This window comes from Tenacibaculum halocynthiae, assembly GCF_964512825.1.
In the GTDB taxonomy this organism is placed as follows: Bacteria; Bacteroidota; Bacteroidia; order Flavobacteriales; family Flavobacteriaceae; genus Polaribacter; species Polaribacter halocynthiae.
In genome coordinates, this window is the sequence record NZ_CAZELG010000040.1 from 124,862 (window position 1) to 146,282 (window position 21,421).

General features: G+C 29.4%; 19 protein-coding genes. 10 read left to right on the top strand and 9 right to left on the bottom strand.

Annotation, left to right across the window (positions count from 1 at the left end):
- The first annotated feature begins 1 nt into the window (after position 1).
- From ACKTTQ_RS15475 to ACKTTQ_RS15495, 5 genes are read left to right on the top strand one after another with little or no spacing between them, the layout of a single operon-like run.
- Positions 2-1,288 (top strand): hypothetical protein, encoded by a 1,287-nt coding sequence (locus ACKTTQ_RS15475; RefSeq protein ID WP_093869841.1) that lies wholly within the window; start codon positions 2-4, stop codon positions 1,286-1,288.
- 19 nt (positions 1,289-1,307) lie between these two features.
- Positions 1,308-3,038: a SulP family inorganic anion transporter gene (locus tag ACKTTQ_RS15480; RefSeq protein ID WP_093869842.1), complete on the top strand. Its 1,731-nt coding sequence runs from the start codon at positions 1,308-1,310 to the stop codon at positions 3,036-3,038.
- Positions 3,039-3,042: 4 nt separating this feature from the next.
- Positions 3,043-4,452, top strand: a complete 1,410-nt coding sequence (locus ACKTTQ_RS15485; protein WP_408049737.1) for an MBL fold metallo-hydrolase — start codon at positions 3,043-3,045, stop codon at positions 4,450-4,452.
- A 6-nt stretch (positions 4,453-4,458) separates the two neighbouring features.
- The gene (locus ACKTTQ_RS15490) at positions 4,459-4,836 is read left to right on the top strand and encodes a rhodanese-like domain-containing protein (protein WP_408049738.1); all 378 of its coding nucleotides are present in this window, start codon (positions 4,459-4,461) and stop codon (positions 4,834-4,836) included.
- 1 nt (position 4,837) lies between these two features.
- Entirely contained in the window at positions 4,838-5,104 is a 267-nt protein-coding gene (locus tag ACKTTQ_RS15495) for a heavy-metal-associated domain-containing protein (RefSeq protein ID WP_093869845.1), read from the top strand.
- A gap of 34 nt (positions 5,105-5,138) precedes the next feature.
- Here ACKTTQ_RS15495 and ACKTTQ_RS15500 read toward each other — a convergent pair whose 3' ends face one another.
- From ACKTTQ_RS15500 to ACKTTQ_RS15510, 3 genes are read right to left on the bottom strand one after another with little or no spacing between them, the layout of a single operon-like run.
- Positions 5,139-5,786 carry a hypothetical protein gene (locus tag ACKTTQ_RS15500; protein ID WP_408049739.1) on the bottom strand — a complete coding sequence of 216 codons (648 nt, stop codon included), beginning with the start codon at positions 5,784-5,786 and terminating at the stop codon, positions 5,139-5,141.
- An 8-nt stretch (positions 5,787-5,794) separates the two neighbouring features.
- Positions 5,795-6,982, bottom strand: a complete 1,188-nt coding sequence (locus ACKTTQ_RS15505) for a pyridoxal phosphate-dependent aminotransferase (RefSeq protein ID WP_176974364.1) — start codon at positions 6,980-6,982, stop codon at positions 5,795-5,797.
- 28 nt (positions 6,983-7,010) lie between these two features.
- Positions 7,011-8,102, bottom strand: a complete 1,092-nt coding sequence (locus ACKTTQ_RS15510; RefSeq protein ID WP_093869847.1) for a fatty acid desaturase family protein — start codon at positions 8,100-8,102, stop codon at positions 7,011-7,013.
- A 124-nt stretch (positions 8,103-8,226) separates the two neighbouring features.
- Between ACKTTQ_RS15510 and rsmG the strand changes: the two genes are divergently transcribed.
- Entirely contained in the window at positions 8,227-8,856 is a 630-nt protein-coding gene (gene rsmG / locus ACKTTQ_RS15515) for a 16S rRNA (guanine(527)-N(7))-methyltransferase RsmG (RefSeq protein WP_093869848.1), read from the top strand.
- A 5-nt stretch (positions 8,857-8,861) separates the two neighbouring features.
- Here rsmG and ACKTTQ_RS15520 read toward each other — a convergent pair whose 3' ends face one another.
- The 4 genes from ACKTTQ_RS15520 to pruA all read right to left on the bottom strand — a co-directional run bounded on the left by ACKTTQ_RS15520 (position 8,862) and on the right by pruA (position 15,305).
- Positions 8,862-10,502, bottom strand: a complete 1,641-nt coding sequence (locus ACKTTQ_RS15520; RefSeq protein WP_408049740.1) for a DUF1501 domain-containing protein — start codon at positions 10,500-10,502, stop codon at positions 8,862-8,864.
- 34 nt (positions 10,503-10,536) lie between these two features.
- The gene (locus ACKTTQ_RS15525; RefSeq protein WP_113786068.1) at positions 10,537-12,171 is read right to left on the bottom strand and encodes a DUF1800 family protein; all 1,635 of its coding nucleotides are present in this window, start codon (positions 12,169-12,171) and stop codon (positions 10,537-10,539) included.
- Between the two features lie 90 nt (positions 12,172-12,261).
- Complete coding sequence (locus ACKTTQ_RS15530; protein ID WP_113786067.1) at positions 12,262-13,494, bottom strand: DEAD/DEAH box helicase; 1,233 nt, start codon at positions 13,492-13,494, stop codon at positions 12,262-12,264.
- 185 nt (positions 13,495-13,679) lie between these two features.
- Positions 13,680-15,305, bottom strand: a complete 1,626-nt coding sequence (gene pruA / locus ACKTTQ_RS15535; RefSeq protein ID WP_408049741.1) for an L-glutamate gamma-semialdehyde dehydrogenase — start codon at positions 15,303-15,305, stop codon at positions 13,680-13,682.
- Between the two features lie 109 nt (positions 15,306-15,414).
- Between pruA and ACKTTQ_RS15540 the strand changes: the two genes are divergently transcribed.
- From ACKTTQ_RS15540 to ACKTTQ_RS15555, 4 genes are read left to right on the top strand one after another with little or no spacing between them, the layout of a single operon-like run.
- Complete coding sequence (locus ACKTTQ_RS15540; RefSeq protein WP_408049742.1) at positions 15,415-16,122, top strand: NRDE family protein; 708 nt, start codon at positions 15,415-15,417, stop codon at positions 16,120-16,122.
- Positions 16,123-16,167: 45 nt separating this feature from the next.
- Positions 16,168-16,839, top strand: a complete 672-nt coding sequence (locus ACKTTQ_RS15545) for a hypothetical protein (RefSeq protein WP_299133364.1) — start codon at positions 16,168-16,170, stop codon at positions 16,837-16,839.
- Between the two features lie 8 nt (positions 16,840-16,847).
- Positions 16,848-18,560 (top strand): hypothetical protein, encoded by a 1,713-nt coding sequence (locus tag ACKTTQ_RS15550; protein WP_093869855.1) that lies wholly within the window; start codon positions 16,848-16,850, stop codon positions 18,558-18,560.
- A gap of 5 nt (positions 18,561-18,565) precedes the next feature.
- A complete protein-coding gene (locus tag ACKTTQ_RS15555; RefSeq protein ID WP_408049743.1) occupies positions 18,566-19,906 on the top strand; it encodes a hypothetical protein in 1,341 nt (446 codons plus the stop codon).
- Between the two features lie 4 nt (positions 19,907-19,910).
- Here the strand turns inward: ACKTTQ_RS15555 and ACKTTQ_RS15560 are convergent, their stop codons facing one another.
- Together ACKTTQ_RS15560 and apaG are read right to left on the bottom strand one after the other, a co-directional pair.
- Complete coding sequence (locus ACKTTQ_RS15560) at positions 19,911-21,023, bottom strand: DUF3667 domain-containing protein (RefSeq protein WP_408049744.1); 1,113 nt, start codon at positions 21,021-21,023, stop codon at positions 19,911-19,913.
- Entirely contained in the window at positions 21,024-21,410 is a 387-nt protein-coding gene (apaG, locus tag ACKTTQ_RS15565) for a Co2+/Mg2+ efflux protein ApaG (RefSeq protein ID WP_408049745.1), read from the bottom strand.
- Positions 21,411-21,421: the final 11 nt, after the last annotated feature.

Consider the following 21,421-nt stretch of genomic DNA (forward strand, 5'->3'; position numbering starts at 1 on the left):
TATGGAAAAAAAAGATACTAAAAGTTGGTTACAAAGGCTAAAGGATGAAAGTTGGGAAGCTGAATTGTTAGTTTCTGCAATTGCCATTTTTGGTTCTTTTAAACTTTTCGATCTTATAAGTTGGAGCACAAACTTATTTATAGATTTTTTAAGTCCATCACAATACTATATCGGTTATTTTATAGTTCTTTTTGGTCTTATAGCTATAAGTATTTTAGCGTCCATGTTTGTAATTCATTTTTTCTTACGTGCATATTGGGTTGGATTAGTAGGTTTAAATTCTGTGTTTCCTGATTATAGTATAGAGGATAGTGCGTATTCAAAAATTTATACAGAAAAAATTCTTTCAATTTTACCAAAACTTAAAGACTCAATTCAAAAAGTTGATGAGTTATGTAGTGTTATTTTTTCTGTTGCTTTTACATTTTTATTAATGTATGGTTATATGGCATTATTTTCAAGTTTATATTTATTTGTTTATAATTTGCTTTCTGATTATGTGAACCATTATATTCTTTTAATTCCAGCTATATTCATATTTACAAGTTCAATATTTCAAGCTCTTGTAGGTTTGTATGCAAACTTGAAAAGAAACAGAGAAAAAGAAAAATTACAAACATTTAACTTTAAGATTGTAAAATTCGTTTCTATGTTGTCTTTTGGGCCACTTTATAAAAGTATTTTACAAGTATCAATGGTATTTGGATCTAATTTTAAAAAGAAAAAGGCACTAGTATATTTAATATTCTTGTTTATAGTATCTGGAGGAATTGTAACGAGTGTACAAATAGCAAAAACAAACATATTTTATTTAGTTATTTCAGGTGAAAATAATTTTTTCGATGTTCATAAAACTTATTCAAATTATTATAAAGACGCTAATGTAAATAATACTTTTTTATTGGCTCCTGAAATTCAATCTGATAAAATAGAGTCTAACGTTTTAGAAGTTTTTATCCCTATATATACTTATGAAAGTAAAATTAGAAATAAAGTTTGTGGTGAATTTGTAAAAGATCATGAAAAATCTAAGAAAGAACAAAAGAATGATTATGCAAATTATTTGTCAACTTGTTATAAAAAATACAACATAGTTCTACTAGATGGAGAAAAAGTGAATGTAGATTTTATAAGATATGATAATCATGTGCGTACTAACCAATTTGGACTACTTTGTTTTATAAATATTAAAAATTTATCTGAAGGGGTACATGAAATTAAAATTGAAAAGAAAAATAAGAAAGAGAGTTTTTTAGAATGGACAATTCCTTTCTATAATTTAAAATAATTAACTTTTTTTAAATAAAATGAAGTTACTTAAAAAACTGATACCAATTTTAGAGTGGTTACCTAACTATAAAAAATCACAACTACAAGGAGATGTAATTGCTGGTATAACTGTTGCTATAGTTTTAATACCTCAAGGAATAGCATATGCTTTAATTGCCGGATTACCTCCAATCTATGGATTATATGCTGCACTTTTTCCTCAATTAATTTATGCAATATTTGGTTCTTCTCGTCAAGTAGCTATTGGTCCTGTTGCCATGGATTCTTTAATTGTGGCAACTGGGGTATCAACTCTTGCATTGGCTGGCTCTGAAAGTTATATTGCTATAGCTATATTATTGGCTTTAATTGTAGGAACAATTCAGTTTTTAATGGGAGTTTTTCAATTAGGTTTTATAGTTAATTTTCTTTCACGACCTGTTATCACCGGATTTACTTCAGCGGTTGCACTTATAATTGGATTGAACCAATTTAGAAATTTATTAGGAGTTGATTTTTTACAAAGTGATCAAATACATATATTATTAGAAGATATTTTTGATAAAATACAATACTATAATAAAAATACAACTATAATTGGACTGACTGCATGTTTGATTATAGTATTTTTTAGAAGAGTAAATAAAAAAATACCCAATGCTTTAATTGTAGTGATATTAGGTATTATTACAGTTAAATATTTTGGAAAAAGTTGGTCAGATGTAGAGATAGTTAAAAATATACCTTCTGGCTTACCAAATTTTGCAATGCCAGTTATAGATATTGCATTAATAAAAGAATTAATGCCTATAGCATTAACTTTAGTAATGGTAGGATATTTAGAAACCATTTCTATAGGGAAAACTCTTGAGTCAAAACAAGATGATTATCGTATTAGGCCTAATCAAGAATTAATAGCATTAGGATTAAGTAATATTATAGGTTCTCTTTTCAAAGCCTATCCTTCAGCTTCAAGTTTTTCACGTTCAGCTATTAATGCAGAATCTGGTGCAAAAACTGGAATTGCTGCATTTATATCAGTGGTGTTAGTAATCATAACGTTATTGTTTTTAACACCAGTGTTTTATTTTTTACCTAAAACAATATTAGCGGCAATTATTGTAGTAGCTGTATTTAATTTAATTAATGTTAAAGAAGCTAAACGATTATGGAGTGCTAATAATCTTGATTTTTGGTTATTAGTAGCAACTTTTTTCTCAACACTTTTTTTTGGTATTAAGTATGGTATTTTAACAGGAGTAGGGATGTCGCTTATTTTATTAATATTTAGGACATCTAGGCCTTATGTAATTGAACTAGGAAAAGTTCCAAATTCTGATTTTTATAGAAATAAAAATAGATTTAAAGAAGTTGTTGTTGATCAAGAAGTTTTAGTTTTTAGATTTGATGCCCAATTATTTTATGCTAACGCTAATTATTTTAGAGATAAGCTAGATGAATTGGTTGAAGAAAAAGGAACGAAATTGAAATTAATAGTACTTGATGCTGAAAGTATTAATAGAGTTGATAGTACAGGTGTTGATATGCTTAAAGAGCGTATATTATATTATAATAAAAGAGGAGTTAATTTTTATTTTGCTGGTGTTAAAGGACCGGTAAGAGATGCTCTTTTTAGAAGCGGTTTGTTAGAAGTAGTAAGTTTAGATCAATTTTTCATGAGAGCTAATGGCGCCGTACAATTTTTTAAAACAGGAGATAATTTAAATCAAAAAAAATACGCACAATACATACATCAAGCGTATGAGTAATATTATGAAGATAGAACAAATTTATACAGGTTGTTTAGCACAAGGAGCTTATTATGTTGAGAGTAATGGAGAAGTAGCTATTATTGATCCATTAAGAGAAGTTCAGTCTTATATTGATACAGCAGTAAGAAATAAAAGTGAAATAAAATATATTTTTGAAACTCATTTTCATGCAGATTTTGTAAGCGGGCATGTAACACTTGCTGAAAAAACTGGGGCAACAATTGTATATGGTCCTACAGCAGCACCAAAATATGAAGCACATATAGCAACAGATGGAGAGGTTTTTAAACTTGGACATATAACCATTACTGTTTTACACACACCTGGCCATACCATGGAAAGTACAACTTATTTGTTAAAAGATGAAGCAGGTAATAATCACGCTATATTTAGTGGAGATACATTGTTTTTAGGAGATGTTGGAAGACCAGATTTAGCTCAAAAAGCGGCAGATATGACCAAAGAAGAGTTAGCAGGTTTGTTATACGATAGTTTACGAACAAAAATAATGACCTTAGATGATGAAGTAATTGTTTACCCTGCACACGGAGCAGGTTCTGCTTGTGGTAAAAATTTAAGTAAAGAAACTGTTGGAACTATAGGTGAACAAAAAAGAACTAATTATGCATTACGTGAAGATATGAACAAAGAGGAGTTTATTAAAGAAGTTACAGATGGTTTATTACCTCCTCCTGCATATTTCCCATTGAATGTAAAAATGAACAAAGAGGGATATCAATCAATTGATGATGTAATAAAAAGTGGATCAAAAGCATTATCAGTAAATGAATTTGAAAAATTAGCAAATGATTCTGACGCTGTAATTTTAGATGTTAGACATCAATCGGAGTTTATTAAAGGATTTATACCAAAGTCTATTTTTATTGGCTTAGGAGGTACATTTGCGCCTTGGGTTGGTGCTTTAATAAAAGATGTTAAGCATCCTATACTATTAGTTACTCCAAAAGGAGAAGAAGAAACAACAATAACAAGATTATCAAGAGTAGGTTTTGATAATGTTTTAGGGTATCTAGATAATAGTTTTGAGTCTTGGAAAAAAACAAATAATGAAGTAGATACCTTACAGTCTGTTTCGGCAACAACTTTAGAAAATAAATTAAAAGAAGGTGTAACGGTTTATGATGTTCGTAAACCGGGTGAATATAACAATGATCATATTATTAATGTAACAAACACACCGTTAGATTTTATTAATGAGTACGTTAATGAATTTCCAGTTGATAAAGACTTTTATTTACATTGTGCTGGAGGATATCGTTCAGTGATTGCAGCTTCTATATTGAAAGCAAGAGGGTATCATCATGTAATTGATGTTGCTGGTGGATATAAAGCTATAAAAGAAACTAGTATAGAAAGAACAATTGGTGTGTGTCCGTCAACATTAAAATAAATAAAAATGAAATTTATAAATAGTATACTTATAATTACCGTATTGTTTTTAACTGGGTGTAAAGGACAATCTAAAGAAATTAAAAATATTACTACCAGTACATTAGAAACTGTTTTAAAAAGTGATTCAAGAATACAGTTAGTTGATGTGAGAACGCCTGCTGAATGGCAAAAAGGGATTATTGAAAATGCAATTAAGATAGATGTCACATCTTCAAGTTTTGAAAAGGAAGCTTTAAAGCTACTAGATAAAACTAAACCTGTATATTTATATTGCAGATCAGGAGGAAGAAGTATGATTGCAGCTGAAACGTTATTGAAAAAGGGATTTGAGGTTTATAATATAGAAGGTGGGTATATGCAATGGCAACAAAAAACTAATTAAAATGATACAAGATATATATATAGAAAACTTAAAGTGTGGTGGTTGTGCTGCAACTATAAAAAAAGGATTATTAGAAATTGATGGAGTAGATACAGTTACTGTAGATGTAGAAAAATCATTAATAGCTGTTAATACTCCTTTAGAAAATTTACAAAAAGTAAAGGAAAAGTTATCTAAGCTAGGTTATCCAGAGGTAGGAGATAAAAATACAGTGCTGCATAAAGCGAAATCTTTTGTAAGCTGTGCTACAGGCAAAATGAGTAAATAATAAAATAAAGAGAGAAAACATATGTTTTCTCTCTTTATTTTAATTTCTCACCTTGATTCATTAATTTTAAATGAATTTCATCTTCTTTATCAATTTCCATTATTTCAATCAAAACATGATCATAGAATATTTTTCTAAGATTCTTTTTTAATTTTTCTACAACTTCATCAGATATAGATTCGAAAGCTAGGAAATAATAGGTAGCTTCAGTATTTATGTACTTACCAATATAAATATCTTGATTATTTATACCGTTTGTTTTATCTATAGCTTTTAAGAAATTTTTTTTTGTAGATTTTTGAACAGATGAAAAAATAGTGAATAATTGTTCTATCTTTAATTTTTTTGAGTTTAAAGAATCATTAGTTAGATTAATCATCACATCATCAGTAATGTCAATTCCACCTTTTAAATTAGTTTTCACACTATTAATAGTGTCAGATGGGCCATAAGGAATCGACCACCATCCAAAAATTAATGAAATAACATTATAAATAAAACCTTGCTTTTTTCTGTCATCTTTTGGACTCAAAAAAAAAGCTGGAGAAACTGCATTAATATTTGATATAACTAGAGATATACAATAAGGGTATATTATAAACCTATACCCTTTATTAATCCTTTCTTGTACATTGTCTTTAGATAGGTTCTCTATGTTTCTTAAACTTAAACGATACTTCATTAAGTAAATTAACTAAGAACTTCTTTTATTCTTTTAACAGCTTCACGTAATTGTAACTCAGATGCAGCATATGACATACGAATACAATCAGGAGCACCAAAAGCTTCACCAGTTACGGTAGCAACATTAGCTTCTTCTAATAATAACATAGAAAAATCACTAGCATTGTTAATTAATTTTCCTTTAATAGTTTTTCCGAAAAAAGCAGAAATATCAGGAAATACATAAAAAGCACCTTCAGGTATATTTAATTTAAATCCGTTAACTTTTCCTAATAAAGCCAACATTATATCTCTACGGTTTTTAAATTCATCAACCATATATTGCACTTTACTAGGTTCAGCTAATACAGCAGTAATAGCAGCACGTTGAGCAATACAATTAGTTCCTGAAGTGATTTGTCCTTGCATTTTTGTACAAGCTTTAGCAATCCATTGTGGAGCACCAATATATCCAATTCTCCAACCAGTCATAGCAAAAGCTTTTGCTAATCCATTTACAGTAATGGTTCGATCATACATACTTTCAATAGCAGCAAAACTAAAAAGTTCGCTACCATAGTTAATATGCTCATAAATTTCATCAGATAAAATATAAATTTGAGGATGCTTTTCTAAAACTTCAGCCAAAGCTCTATATTCCTGTTCACTATAAATAGAACCACTTGGGTTATTTGGTGAATTAAAGAAAATCATTTTTGTTTTAGGAGTAATAGCAGCTTCTAATTGCTCAGGTGTAATTTTGAAATCAGTATCAATAGATGAAGGTATTTCAATAAATTTAGCTTCGCACAAAGTAGCAATTGCAGAATAGCTAACCCAATATGGAGCAGGTAATAAAACTTCATCTCCAGGGTTTAATAAAACCTGAGCTATATTAGCAATTGACTGTTTAGCTCCAGTAGAAACTACAATTTGATTTGGGCTATAGGTTAAATTGTTATCACGCTCAAATTTAGCGCAAATAGCTTCTTTTAGCTCTACATATCCATCAACAGGGGTATATGAGTTATAATCTTGGTTAATGGCCTCAATTGCCGCTTCTTTAATGAAATCAGGAGTGTTAAAATCTGGCTCTCCTAAACTTAGACTAATAATGTCTTTCCCTTGAGATTTTAATTCTCTTGCTTTAGCTGCCATAGCTAATGTTTGGGAAACAGGTAAACTGTTAATTCTGTCTGATAATGCGTTTGACATTGTTATATATTGCGTTGTTGTTTTTTAATTATGCTAGTTGAGGCTTTTTACCTAATTCAGCCAAATGATTGAAGTGCTCAATAATTGCTCTTCTTGTTGTTCTATACTCATTATAAGGTAAATTAAACTCTAAGGCAGTTTCTTTTACAATTTTTGCTAACTTATTATAATGAACATGAGAAATATTTGGAAAAATATGGTGTTCTACTTGGTGGTTTAAACCGCCAGTATAAAAGTTAATAAGCCAATTTTTAGGAGCAAAATTTGCTGTAGTATACAATTGGTGTATTGCCCAAGTGTTTTTCATATTTCCATTTTCATCAGGCAAAGGCATTTCTGTTTTGGGCACTACATGTGCTAATTGGAAAACTACACTTAAAATAATTCCAGCAGTATAATGCATAACAAAAAAACCGATTAATACTTTCCACCAAACGATGTTTAAAACTGCAATAGGTAATACAATCCAAAGAGAATAATACGCTACTTTAGAGATAACTAGTTTAGTCCATTCTGTTGCAGGACTAGGAAATTTACCATACGATAATTTTCTTTTTAAATAGTTATGCATTTGTTTAAAATCGGTAGTAATAGCCCAGTTAATGGTTAATAAACCATATAAAAAGAAAGAATAGTATTTTTGAAATTTATGAATTTTTAACCATTTTGAATGTTTAGAGAAACGGATAATTCTACCAGCATCAATATCTTCGTCATGATCTTTAATATTCGTGTATGTATGGTGAAGTACGTTGTGTTGTACTTTCCAGTTATATACATTTCCAGCTAAAATATAAATACTACTACCCATTAGTTTATTTACCCATTTGTTGCTTGAAAATGATTCATGATTTGCATCATGCATTACATTCATACCAACACCAGCCATACCAATACCCATTACAATGGTCAAAATTAATTTAATCCATTGCGACATGTCAACAGTTAAGATAAAAACAAAAGGAATTAAAAATAAAGAAAACATAACGATAGCTTTGGTATATAATTTCCAGTTACCAGTACGTTTTATGTTATTTTCTTTAAAGTATGTATTAACTCTTTTATTCAAAGTTCTAAAAAACTTTTGCTTGTCTATTCTTGAGAAGTTTATTGTCTTCATTTATTGTTTGTTAAAGGAAAGAGCAAAAATATGCTTTTTGTTGTTGTTTTTTATGATAAACGTCAGTTTTTGTTAGGAATTGTTTGTTAACATTTAACTATTTTTGCAACTTATTAGCAATTTTATGGAAATCATACTTAAATACTTTCCAAATTTAACGGAAACACAAATAGAACAATTCTCTAAACTACAGGAATTGTATGAAGATTGGAACTTGAAAATTAATGTAGTTTCTAGAAAAGATATTGACGAGCTATACTTACGCCATGTATTACATTCATTAGGAATAGCTAAAGTAATGAAATTTCAACCAGGAGCGAATGTTATGGATGTTGGTACAGGAGGAGGTTTTCCAGGTGTTCCATTAGCTATTTTATTTCCAGAAACTAATTTTCATTTGGTAGATTCAATAGGAAAAAAAATAAAAGTAGTAGATGAAGTTGTTGAAGGCTTAGGCTTAGAAAATGTAAAAACTACTCATGGTAGGGTTGAAGAGGTAAAAGAAACTTATGATTTTATAGTAAGTAGGGCCGTAGCTCAAATGGAAACTTTTCATCGTTGGATAAAAAAGAAAGTGCAAAAAAAGCAAAATCACCAACTTAAAAATGGAATTTTGTATTTAAAAGGTGGGGATTTAACAGAAGAATTAACTAATTTTCCTAGTGCAACTATTTATGAATTGCCTGATTATTATGAGGAAGATTTTTTTGAAACCAAAAAGGTTGTGCATGTTCCTATAAAATTTAAAGGATAGGCAGATTACAGCCTAAGTAGCTTGTGTATTTCAGTTTTACCATTATTTTTAATTTTTAAAAAGTAAATTCCTGAAGCTAAATTAGGAGCAACTATTTTAATATTATTATTAAAACCTTTAACTACATTTTGTAAAACAAGTTGGCCTTGATTATTGTATAATTGATAATTTACTGTTGAAAAATCTTCTAATGAGTTTAAGTTTATAATAGTATTAAATGGATTTGGATGTACTAACCATTTGTTATTGCTGTTGTTTAAAATTACATCATTGTTAGAAAGTGTATCACTTAAACAATTTGTTGCTACTGAATGTGAGTTTTTTAATAATTCATTTATTTTTAAATCAGAAAAACTTTGACTGGTTGTGTTGTTAAAAAAAGCATTGTCAATTACCAAATTACTGGCACCTAAAAAATTTTGAAGTAAGGTGCCTAATACTTGTCTGTAGTCAAATTGAACTGTTTCTAGTTGGTAATTATTACCAGATATAGCTTCAGTTAAATCTACATTATTACCAGATACTCCTCCGTTTACAGGTTTCCCAAAAACAAACATAGGTGCTATTTCTCCATGATCAGTACCTAAATTTCCATTTTCTTTAGCCTTTCTCCCAAATTCAGAAAAAGTTAAACCAACCACATCATCAGCTATAGTTTGTGAAGTTAAATCACTCATAAATACTTCAACTGCATCAGAAACAGTTTTTAATAAATTGTAATGTTTTCCTTCAACATCTCCAGAAGCTTGGTTTTGATTGTTATGAGTGTCAAATCCTCCTATACGAACCATATAAACTTTAGATTGTAAGCCTCCGCTAATTAAACGAGCTACAGTTTTTAATTGATTTGATAAATCGGTGTCAGGATAAGTAGCAATGTTTTTACCTTTATTGAAGGCAGATGAAATAGATTGAGAGTACTGGTTTGATAAAGAATTTACATTGATAATATATTCTAATTCTTTTCCAAAATCAGAATTTGGAATATTTGTGGGTGCTACTCCACCAAGGCCATTTAATTCAGTATAAAACCCAGAAGGATCTTGACCAGAAATATTTATAGATAAGCCATGTTCATCTTCACCATGAAATCCCAACTCAGTTTTAGTTGAGCCTATTTGTACACCTAACGGGTAATTTTCTTTTAACTCTCCTGAATAATATTTTTCAACAAATCGACCTATCCACCCAGAGTCGTTTCCGTTATCCCAACTATTACCATCATTTCCTGTTGAATACAAGTCTTTTGAAGCAAAATGACTTTTGTTTTGAGAAGGGTAACCTACAGATTGAAGTATTCTTAAAGAGCCTTGATCGTATAAAGATTTAAAACCTGTAAGTGCTGGGTTTAAGCCAATCTTTTGAGTATCTGATAACGTATTATCTAAAGTAATATAGCTTTTACTCCCAGATGTTGGTATTTTAAGGGTAGGACGAAGTGCCGCATATTCATCGTAAACATTTAAGGGAATTACAGTATTTAAGCCATCATTTCCTCCAGCTAAATTGATTAAAACCAGTTTTCTATTTGAAAGATCGCCACAGCTTGCTATATCTACAGTTTTTAGCATAGCTCTCAATTCTAAAGGCATTAAACCTAAGGCTGATACTGAGGATGCTAATTTTATGAAATTTCTTCTTTTCATTGTAAGGGGATGTATTTAAAAGAATATTTAGATATTACATTAATTGATATTCAGGAGTATTTACCATTCTTATTATTAAAGAATCTAAACGCGATTTTACAATAGTATCATCACCTCCATTGGTATAGGCTACCCAAGCACTAGTCCAATAGTAATTAGGGAATCCTTCTAGTAAATTTTCAGCAAAATAGTTTTTTCTTTCCTCAGAAATAACTTCAGGGTATAAGTAGCCAGAAAGTTCAGTAATTAATTCAATTGGATCTGAAGCATTTTTTATGGTATCCTTAACAAAGGAAGGAAGATGAATACTTACTTGAATTCTTCCATTATTTCCAACTTTATTTCTCCCTGTAATTAAGCTTTCAATCATTTTGTATCTTGCTAATACAGTATTAGAAGAAAACCAATGACGATCAAAATCGGGTTCTTGATAATGTGCAGGGTAACCAGCAACAGAATCGGGTGACCATAAATTCATTCCTGATGCAGCTAGAAAAGAACTATGAATAAAGTTGAAAAAAGTATAAAATTCACCGCTATTATTTACAGGGTCAGGAATTTCTAATTTAAGAAAAGAGATGGTTTCACTGATTAATTGAAGCGGACTTTTAATAATGCTTCCAATAATTTCATCACTCGGGTTTGAATCACTTACATCAAAAAAGTGTTTAGATATGAGTAGTTTTTTAACAATTGGTAATATTTCATAATTACCATTTTTTAATTCAGTAGCTAATGGTTTTATTATAGAATTTTCAACCTCATCATTCCATTCGCTTTTTATAAAAAAACGATATAGTTTTCTGCAAAAAGAAATTGCTGTTGCCTCTTTAGAGAATATCATTTCAACAAAATCATCCAGTTCCTGTTCTATTCCTGCTTCAGTATTTTGACCTTTAATTATTTGTTTGTTAAAAGCATCACTAAAAGTTTTATCATTTTTTTCATGCTGGTTTATAACAATTCTCCCCTTGGGTAAATTGGTGTCAGTATCTATTAAACTCCTATCTACCTGTGTTTTTATACCTGAAAAAACTTTAGCGGTTTGTTGAATATCTAATTCAGTATAATTTGTATAATCTCCACTTCCTTTTTGAGGGCCTTTTAAAATGGTAAATAATTCAAGAAACTCACGGGCATAATTCTCGTTAGGATTATTCGCATTGTTTTTTGTATTATCCAAATAATCTAACATTGCATTATCAAATGTTATTTTTTTTGATAAAGCTTTTATATTTCCAAAAGCATAATGTTCTAAAAGACGTAAATGATCAAAAAAGTGCGTAGAAGTACCAGCTCCTCCATCTTTTGAAACAGTAAAGGAGGTATGTAAAAAGAAAGTAAGTTTTTGTTTTAAAGAATTTTGAGTAATTGCATTATACCACCACCAAGAGGTTACAATTCTCCGTTTTCTAGATTGACCAGAAAAATCGGTAGGTTTTTTAGTAGATGATGTCCAATTTCCATCAGGAGCACTTGTAGGTAATGGATCATAGGGTTCTATCCATTTATTATTTTGTTGTAAAGTAAGTTTATTAAATGCTTCTTCTGGTGTTAATTTAGAGAAATCATCTAAAACTTCACTGGTAAAATTGAAAGAGGTTCTTCGTAAAAAGTGTTTAGCCCTACGTAAACCCAAAACTTGAGTAAATTGATTTAAACTTTCCATTAATAAGGGGATAATGTACTTAGTTTATAAATTTACTAATTTTTTTTGGAAATACTAAATTTGAGAATATTTAAAAAATACTTGGATATATTAATACCAACGTTTTTTGTTTTTTTTAGAGTTTGTAGATTTTCGCCCTTTTTTATTTTTACTAATTGTATTTGGTTGTTTAATATGTTTGGGTTTTACTAAAGGAAAAGGATGATCCTCTATAACAGTTATAGACCTTTTTAAAACTTCCTGAATTGCTTTTATGTATGAAGTTTCATCAGCACTACATAATGAAAAAGCAATACCTGATTTACCAGCTCTACCAGTTCTACCTATTCTATGAACATAGGTTTCTGGAATGTTAGGTAAATCAAAATTAATAACAGCATCTACCTTGCTAATATCAATACCACGAGCAGCAACATCTGTTGCAATTAAAATTGTAGCTTTTTTTTCTTTGAAATCTTCAATAGCTTTATTTCGCAATGCTTGGGTTTTGTCACCATGTAAACTGGTTACTTTATAGTTGTTTTTTACAAGTGTTTGCTCTAATTTATCAACACCAATTTTGGTACGTCTAAAAATGATAATCTTACCGTTAATTGTATTACGTAATAAATGTAAGCATAAATCGGTTTTATTTTTTTTAGGAACATAATATAATAATTGCCCTATGTTTTTTGAAGTACTTCCTGAAGGAGCAATTATTACTTTTTTTGGTTTGTATAACATTGAGTTTGCTAACTCTGTTATTTTTTCTGGCATGGTTGCAGAAAATAGTAATGTTTGTTTCTTGCGAGGGCATAACTCTTCTATTCGTTTAACATCATCTATGAAGCCCATATCAAGCATTAAATCAGCTTCATCTAAGACAAGAGTTTTTAATAAACGTAAATCAATAGCACTCTGTTTATGTAAGTCAATTAATCTTCCAGGAGTAGCTATTAAAATATCAACACCTTTATTTAATACATCTTTTTGAGGAGCGGTAGGCATTCCTCCATATACAGCTGTACTTCTTAAATTTGTATATTTTGAATACATGTTAAAACTTTCATGAATTTGTATTGTTAATTCACGAGTAGGAGTAATAATTAATGCTTTAATTTTTTTACCGCCTTTTTCTGCATCTTGTTCTTTAAGCAGCCCTTGAATAATAGGTAAAGCAAACGCTGCAGTTTTTCCAGTTCCAGTTTGTGCCGTTACAACAACGTCTTTTTTATCTATAACTAAAGGAATAACTTCTTGCTGAACAGGAGTAGCTGTGTGGTATTTACTTTCAGTAAGAGCTTTTAGTATGGTTGTATGTATAGGGAAATCTGAAAATTGCATTAATTGTTTTTTTTTGCAAAGGTAGGTTAAAACTGAAGATTAATTTTATGAATCGTTTAAATGATCTAGTTGTGTTATTGTGATACTTATAATTAGTAAAATTATATTAATTAAGTGTAGAGTTTGTTGTAAAGAAAAACCTCACCATGAAATGATGAGGTTTTAAAATTATTGATGTTTATATCTTAACCTAAGAAAGGGTATTTATAATCTGTTGGAGTTACAAGTGTTTCTTTAATTAAACGAACAGATGTCCAACGTAACAAGTTTTGAGCTGAACCAGCTTTGTCGTTTGTTCCAGAAGCTCTACCTCCACCAAAAGGCTGTTGTCCTACAACTGCACCAGTTGGTTTGTCGTTAATATAGAAGTTACCTGCTGCATTTTCTAAAGCTTTTGATGCTTTTTCAACAATGTATCTGTCAGTAGAGAAAATTGCCCCAGTTAATGCATATTCAGTTGACTCATCAACTAATTTTAATGAAGCTTCCCATTCTGCATCTTCGTAAACGAAAATAGTAATAACAGGGCCAAATAATTCAGTTGTCATTGTTGCATAAGTTGGAGATTTAGCAACGATTACTGTAGGTTCAATAAAGTATCCTACAGATTTATCATGGTTTCCACCAATAATAACTTCAGCGTCTGCGTCAGTTTTTGCAGCATCAATATAACTAGCTATTTTATCAAAAGAACCTTCATGAATAACAGCATTAACAAAGTTATTAGTGTCTTCAGGAGATCCCATTTTTAATTCACTAGTTTGAGCTATTAAATGACCTTTTACTTCTTCCCACATTGAAGCAGGGATGTATGCACGTGAAGCTGCTGAACATTTTTGTCCTTGGTATTCAAAAGCACCTCTAGTTATTGCAGTTGCAACTTGTAAAGGGTTAGATGAATTGTGAGCCCAAATAAAATCTTTACCACCAGTTTCTCCTACAATTCTTGGGTATGTTTTATACGTGTGAATGTTGTTTCCAATTTGTTTCCATAAATCTTTGAAAACGTGTGTAGATCCTGTAAAGTGTAATCCAGAGAAATCTGGAGAAGATAAAACAGTATCACTAATCATTACTGGATCACCGTATACAACATTAATTACACCATCAGGTAAACCAGCTTCTTTAAATAAATCTACAATTACTTGTGCAGAGTAAGCTTGATGATCAGAAGGTTTCCAAACAACAACGTTCCCCATTAAAGCTGCAGATGCTGGTAAATTAGCTGCAATAGATGTAAAGTTAAAAGGTGAAATTGCATATACAAAACCTTCTAATGGTCTGTATTCTACTCTATTCCATATTCCAGGAGCAGAACCAGGCTGATCTTTGAAAATGTCAGTCATATACTGAACATTAAAACGGAAAAAGTCAATCATTTCACAAGCTGCATCAATTTCAGCTTGATGTACATTTTTAGACTGAGCAATCATAGTTGCAGCATTCATTTTAGCACGGTAAGGACCTGCTAATAATTCTGCAGCTTTTAAAAAGATAGTTGCACGTTCTGTCCAACTTGTGCTAGACCATTCTTGTCTTGCAGCTAAAGCAGTACTAATTGCAGTATCTACGTGAGATTTATCTGCTGTATGGTATTGACCAACCACGTGTTTATGATCGTGTGGAGGGGTAATGTTTCTAGTATTTCCTGTTCTAACTTCCTCTCCGTTAATATGCATTGGTACATCTATAGTACTATTGAACATAGATTTATACGTTGCTAATAACTCTTCTCTTTCTGGAGATCCTGGAGCGTATCCTTTAACAGGTTCGTTAACTGCCTTTGGAACATTAAAAAATCCTCTTGCCATTTTATATGTTGTTTGTTAAATTAGATTAATTTTAAAGGGCAAAGTTAACATTTATTTTTAGTAATAACTAAGCTGTTTTTGCGTCTTATTAATCAAAATTGAAGACTATATGTGTACGGTAACTTATTTACCTATAGGAGATCATGATTTTATATTAACATCAAATAGAGATGAAAGTCCAATTAGGAAAACGATTCCTCCAAAAAGCTATATTGAAAATGGAGTAGAGTTAACGTATCCTAAAGATAAATTAGCAGGAGGTACTTGGGTTGGATTAAGTAATAAAAAGCGATTAGTTTGTTTATTGAATGGTGTTTTTGTAAAACATAACAGAACTGGTAATTATAAGAAAAGCAGAGGTGTTATTGTGAAAATGTTACTAAAATCGGATGATGTAATTCTTGAAATTAGAGCGTTTGATTTTAATGAAATTGAACCATTTACTGTTATTTTGATTGATTGGGAAGAGAAACTTTCTATTTTTGAATTGATTTGGGATGGAGAAAAAATACACTTTAAGGACTTAGATAAAAAACCTAAGATATGGTCGTCGTCAATGTTGTATACAAATGAAATGAAACAGCTTCGTGAAGAGTGGTTTGCAAATTGGTTAGAAAAGAATAAACAATTTGAGCAAGAAGATATTTTAAATTTTCATCAAGATGAATCAAAAGGGAATAAAGAAACTTCTTTAAAAATGAAGAGAAAATATGTGGAAACTGTAAGTGTAACTTCAATTATGAAGAATAATACTACTATAACTATGGAATATTTTGACTTTTTAGATGCTAAAAACAATTTAGAACTTTTAAAATAGAAGTGTTGTACTAAAGACTTTTAATATATTTGCAAAAAATATGTTATGAGCAAAAAACTATTATTATTTTTCTCTCTGCTGTCTCTCTTTTTATGTACTAGTTGTTTCGAGTTTGTAGAAGAAATAACTTTTAATAAAGATGGATCGGGAAGTGCTACTTTAACAATTAACCTAAGTAAAAGTAAAACTAAAATTGCTTCTATTATGTTGTTAGATAGTGTTAATGGATATAAAGTTCCTACGAAAAAAACAATTAAAAATAAATTAACCGAGATGGTTAATAAAATAGAGAAAACAAAAGGGATTCATAATGTGAAAAATACATTGAATTTTGATGAGTTTATAGTTACTATTTCATGTGATTTTGACAATGTAGAAGCCCTTAATGAAGTATTGTTAACGTTTAGTTCTAAAAGAGAAGCTTTAGCTATAAAGAAGAATAAACACTTTACTTATAATAAAAAGAATAAAACATTCACGCGCAGTCATCATTTTAACATTGGTAAAGAGTTTCAAAAAACAAAAATGAAAGATCGTAAAGTTTTTGAAACTGCTACTTATACAGGAATATATCGTTTTGATAATCCAATACTGTCATCAACAAATACTCAAGCAAAAATATCAAAAAGTAAAAAAGCAATTATGTTACGAGTTAAAGCTCAAGATATAATTACGAATAAACAAACAATCAAAAATAAAATACAATTACAGAATTAAAACTTATTATGAAAAAAATTATTGCTACCCTGCTTTTAGTAAGCATAACTGTTGTTCAAGCTCAAAAACTTGAAACTAAAATACCTAATACAGCAGATGTGGTTATTACTGCTAATGCTGAAAATATCTTCAAGTTAATTAGTGTTTCGGAGATGGATAATAGTATGATTGGTAAAGAAATATTGAAAAATATTAATAGAAAAAGAGAAAATAAAGTAAGTTCAGTTAGTAAAGCGGGAGTTAATATAAAATCAAATGCATATTATTTCTTTAAACAGACTGATAGTGTTACGTATCATTCTTTTCTAGCCGAAATTTATAATAGAAAAGAATATGAATCTAATTTAAGTAAAAGGAAAGTAAAAAAAATAAAAAGAGAAAATGGCTATAATTATATAGAAGGTTATAGTGATTTTACCATTTGGAATGATGAGTTTCTTTTAATGGTTGACGGTAGTAAATCATATAGTTATTTTAACGACCATAAAGAGCGATTAAATAAGTTAAAAAAAGAGGGAGAGAAAAGTTATTCTTTTAAAAGAAGAATTGTGAATGAGTGGGTGAAGAAGAAAGCTTTTGAAATTTTAAATAACCGTCCTTCTAACTCTATTGCATTAAATTCAAAATTTCAAAGAGGAAAGAAGAAAAATGCTTCTGCATCACTGTGGGTTCGTAATTATGGAATTATGATGTCTAATTTTATTAGTTCTTTTGGTAGTAAAATGTACAGATCAATGTCTTATTTTATGCCTCAAAAAAATAATAATATATACGGTATAGATGAGGTTACTGCCAATTTGTTTTTTGATAAAAACAATGCAAGTGTTTTATTAGATATGACTGTAAATTCTGATATGAAAAAATCTTTTAAAAAGATTTATAATAAAAGAATGGATAATGATTTAATAAAAGGTTTCGATCATAATAATGTATTAGCATTTTGGAGTGTTTCTATGAGTACGAAAGAATTATTGATTCAATATCCTGAATTAATGAATAAAATGTATGGAGGGATTCTTCCTAAATTTAAAGAAGAAATAGATATCGCTGGGAATGTATTGTCATTAATAATTGATGAAGATGCAATAGGACGATTAGTTACAGGTGATGCTCTTTTTGTATTGAATGATTTTGCTAAGAAAGAAGTTGAATATACTACTTACAAGTATGATGAAGATTACAAGAAAAAAGAAATAATAAAAACAAAAGAAACTGTTGTGCCAGATTTTACTTTAATGATTGGCTCTAAAGAAGAGAAATTGTTAAATAAAGTATTAAGATTAGGTCAAAAATATAAGGTTCTTGATAAAGTCAACAATATTTACGAATTCGATTTAAAAGGTCAAAAACTTCCTTTTGGTTTATTTGCAGTAGTAAAAAATGAAGTTTTATATATTACAACTTCAAAAACTAGAGCAATGAATATTAGTTTTGGACGAGGTGGGTATAATTCAAGTAAACACTCTAAATTAATAAAAAGAAATTCAAGTGTTTTATATGCAGATATTAATGAAATTGTAAACAGAGTACCAAAAGAATTTATTGGGAAAAAAGAAAGTAAAATGGTTTTATTTTCAAATGAAAATATAGAAGACATGCATTTTAGAGTTTCGAAAATGAAAGGAAACCAAGTGTCTGCTGAGGTTAAACTAAACACAAAAGGGAATGAAGAAAATACGTTAAAATTGTTGTTTAAGTTTATTAATAGCATGGCTAAATAAAATTTATGATAAAAAAAATAAGTTATACCATTTTAATTATAGGGTGTATACTAATAACGGTTGGGTATTTTAGATATAACCCAACCGTTGTTGTTAATAAGGTAATACCGAATACAGCGGAGGCTGTTGTTCGTGTTAATTTAAGAGCAATAGAGTATAATGTAGTTACTGATATTATAAGTCATCCTTTTTCTTATTTTAACTCAAAAAAGAGTACATCATCTTCTAGTACTAAAGTGAGAAAAATCGCATTGTTAGATCAAGTTGAAATTCCTACTGATTTGTTTTTTTATACGAACTATCAAAATTTAAAGGGAGTTTGGGTAAGTAGTGCTATAAAAGTTAAAGAGAAAAAAACTTTAATCGAGTTTTTTGAACAAGAAGGATTCAAGGAAAAAACAGGTCAAAATTTTAGATATTACGAATCTAAAAATATTGTTTATGTATTGTTGGATGATAACTTGAAGGTGCTTATTAAATTAAAGAAGGTTGAAAATATAGAAATAAAATTAGCAGCTGTATTGAATGTTAAAGAGTATTTAACTGATGAAGATTTAATTATACAGAAGATTAGAGAAAGTAAAGGATTATTAACTCTAGCTACTAAGCAAGATAATTTTTTTGAAATTAAAATTAACAAGCAGGTACTAAATTTAACTGGGGTAATTGGAGAGGTGAATAATATATTTTTACCGCATCAAACTCGATTTAAAGCTGGAAAAATGGCTCATGTTACTGGTAAGTTAAAAGTGGGGTTTATTTCTAATCTTATAGAAAAGTCAAATAAGGAATCTTTTAAGAAATTAACTACAATGTCATTAGACTCATTGAGTACATCTTGGAATGGTGGTTTTGAGTTAAATTTACAGGGGTTTAAAGAAGAAATAGATACAATAGTTACATATGAGTATGATGATGATTTTAATAAGGTAGAAAAGAAATCTATTCAGAAGAAAAGAAATCCGAATGTAAGCTTGTATTTAAATAAGACAGATGCTTTTTATAAATATCTAACGTCAAAAAAAGCTGTTAAAACAATAGGTTCAAAAAAAGTGTTTACTATGAACACTTTATTCACAACATTTATAAATGAAGATAAATTAGGAGTGCTCTTGTATTCTTCAAAAGAGCCTTTGAAAAAGGAAAGTAACGCTAATGATAAGTTTACTTTATTCTTTAATGTCGAAGAATATAATAAAGTTAATAGAGGAATTTACAACATATCTAATAAATACTTTCGATTAATAGAAAACATTAAAGCCAATGTTACAAGTCAAAATGATGTAACAATTGAGATTAGCTTGAAGAATAAATCTCAAAACTTTATGTATCAGTTTTTAAAGTGATATTCTAGTATAATGCAAATGTTATGGTTGAAATTGCCATAATACCAAACGCAGTTAATAGCATGAAAACGAAATTTGCAAAGCAAAACTTTATAAAAGTTTTTATGACTTTTTGTTTGTAGAAATTCTTCATAGCTAAAAACAAGTATAATAAAAACAGGAATAAAAAAGTTAGTAACATTTGATTACTGTTAATTACTTTGAAAAAACTAGTTATTGTAAAAATAATTAAGAGTAAAAAGAATACAGTTTGAATATGGAAAACAAAAACTAAGTGCTCTACATAAGTAAATTTACGTCGAATGTAAAGAAACTTTAATGACAGCGTAAAAATTGGAAGTAACAAAAACAAAGCTATTGATGTGTAAGAAACCATTTTTTGAGTAAATTTCTTTGCTTCGTTTTTGTTAGTCATAAAACCATTAATAATTTTGCTTCTTGAATACCAGAACCTGTTTGAAAAGTTCTTTTTCATTTTTAAACTGTCAAGAGCTACATCAATATCTGTATTAGGGTTGTCTTTGTTGAAAGTGATAAATTTTTGAAGTTTTTCACCGTCAATAAAAGACCTGTCATAATTGATGAAATTATGATTAATAGTGTCAGTGCTTATTGAGTCTTTTGGGATGTTTGTTTTTTCAATAGAATCTATAAGTTTATTGGTATTGTCTAATTGTTTTATTACTTCATCTTGAAGAGGAGCTTTTTTGTTTCCTTTGCCAATATTTATAGCCAATTCAGAAGAGGGCATGCTCTTCTCGCTTCTCAAAGTTTGATATTTTTTGTAATTCTCTTTTAAGCCTATTAAAATGAAAAATATAATAGAGGTGGCTAGGTAAAATCTAAAAGGGTTGGTGTATTTATTACGTTTCCCGTTTATATAGTCTTTAGACACCTTCCCTGGTTTAATAAGCAAAGGGAATAAGGTTCTCCAAAATTTAGCGTCCCATGAGAAAAAGCCACTAAACATTTCACGCATAAAACTTCCAAAAGTAACTTTGCTTCCTTTATTTTTTTGACCACATTCAGGGCAGAATTTTTCATTTTGATTAAAGGGGTGGCCACAGTTTAAGCAATTAGGATCTTTTACAATTGGCAGCTTGTTTCTTTTAGCCATTTAATTAAGAGTTGGTGTTGTAGTAAGTTGAAAAGTTGGTATTTTAACAAAAAACTCATTGGAAGAATTAGTGTCAATCATTTTATATTTTCCACTCATAGAGCCTATTGAAGACAGTAGAAAACAATTGGATTTGTAGTTGTACACGCCATTAGGTGTAATGATAGGTGTTTGGCCTATAACACCTTCTCCTTCTATGTATTCTGTGTTGTTTAGTGAATCGAAAATAGTCCAGAAACGCTCAAGTAATTGAACAGTTTTTTCTGATTTGTTTTCTATAGTAATGAAGTAACTAAAAGCATAATAAGGTAGGTAACCACGGTATATGGTTCCGTTGTATATTGTTTTTACCGATATTTTTATGCCTTTTGTTTTTTGTTGAAACATATAATAAATAT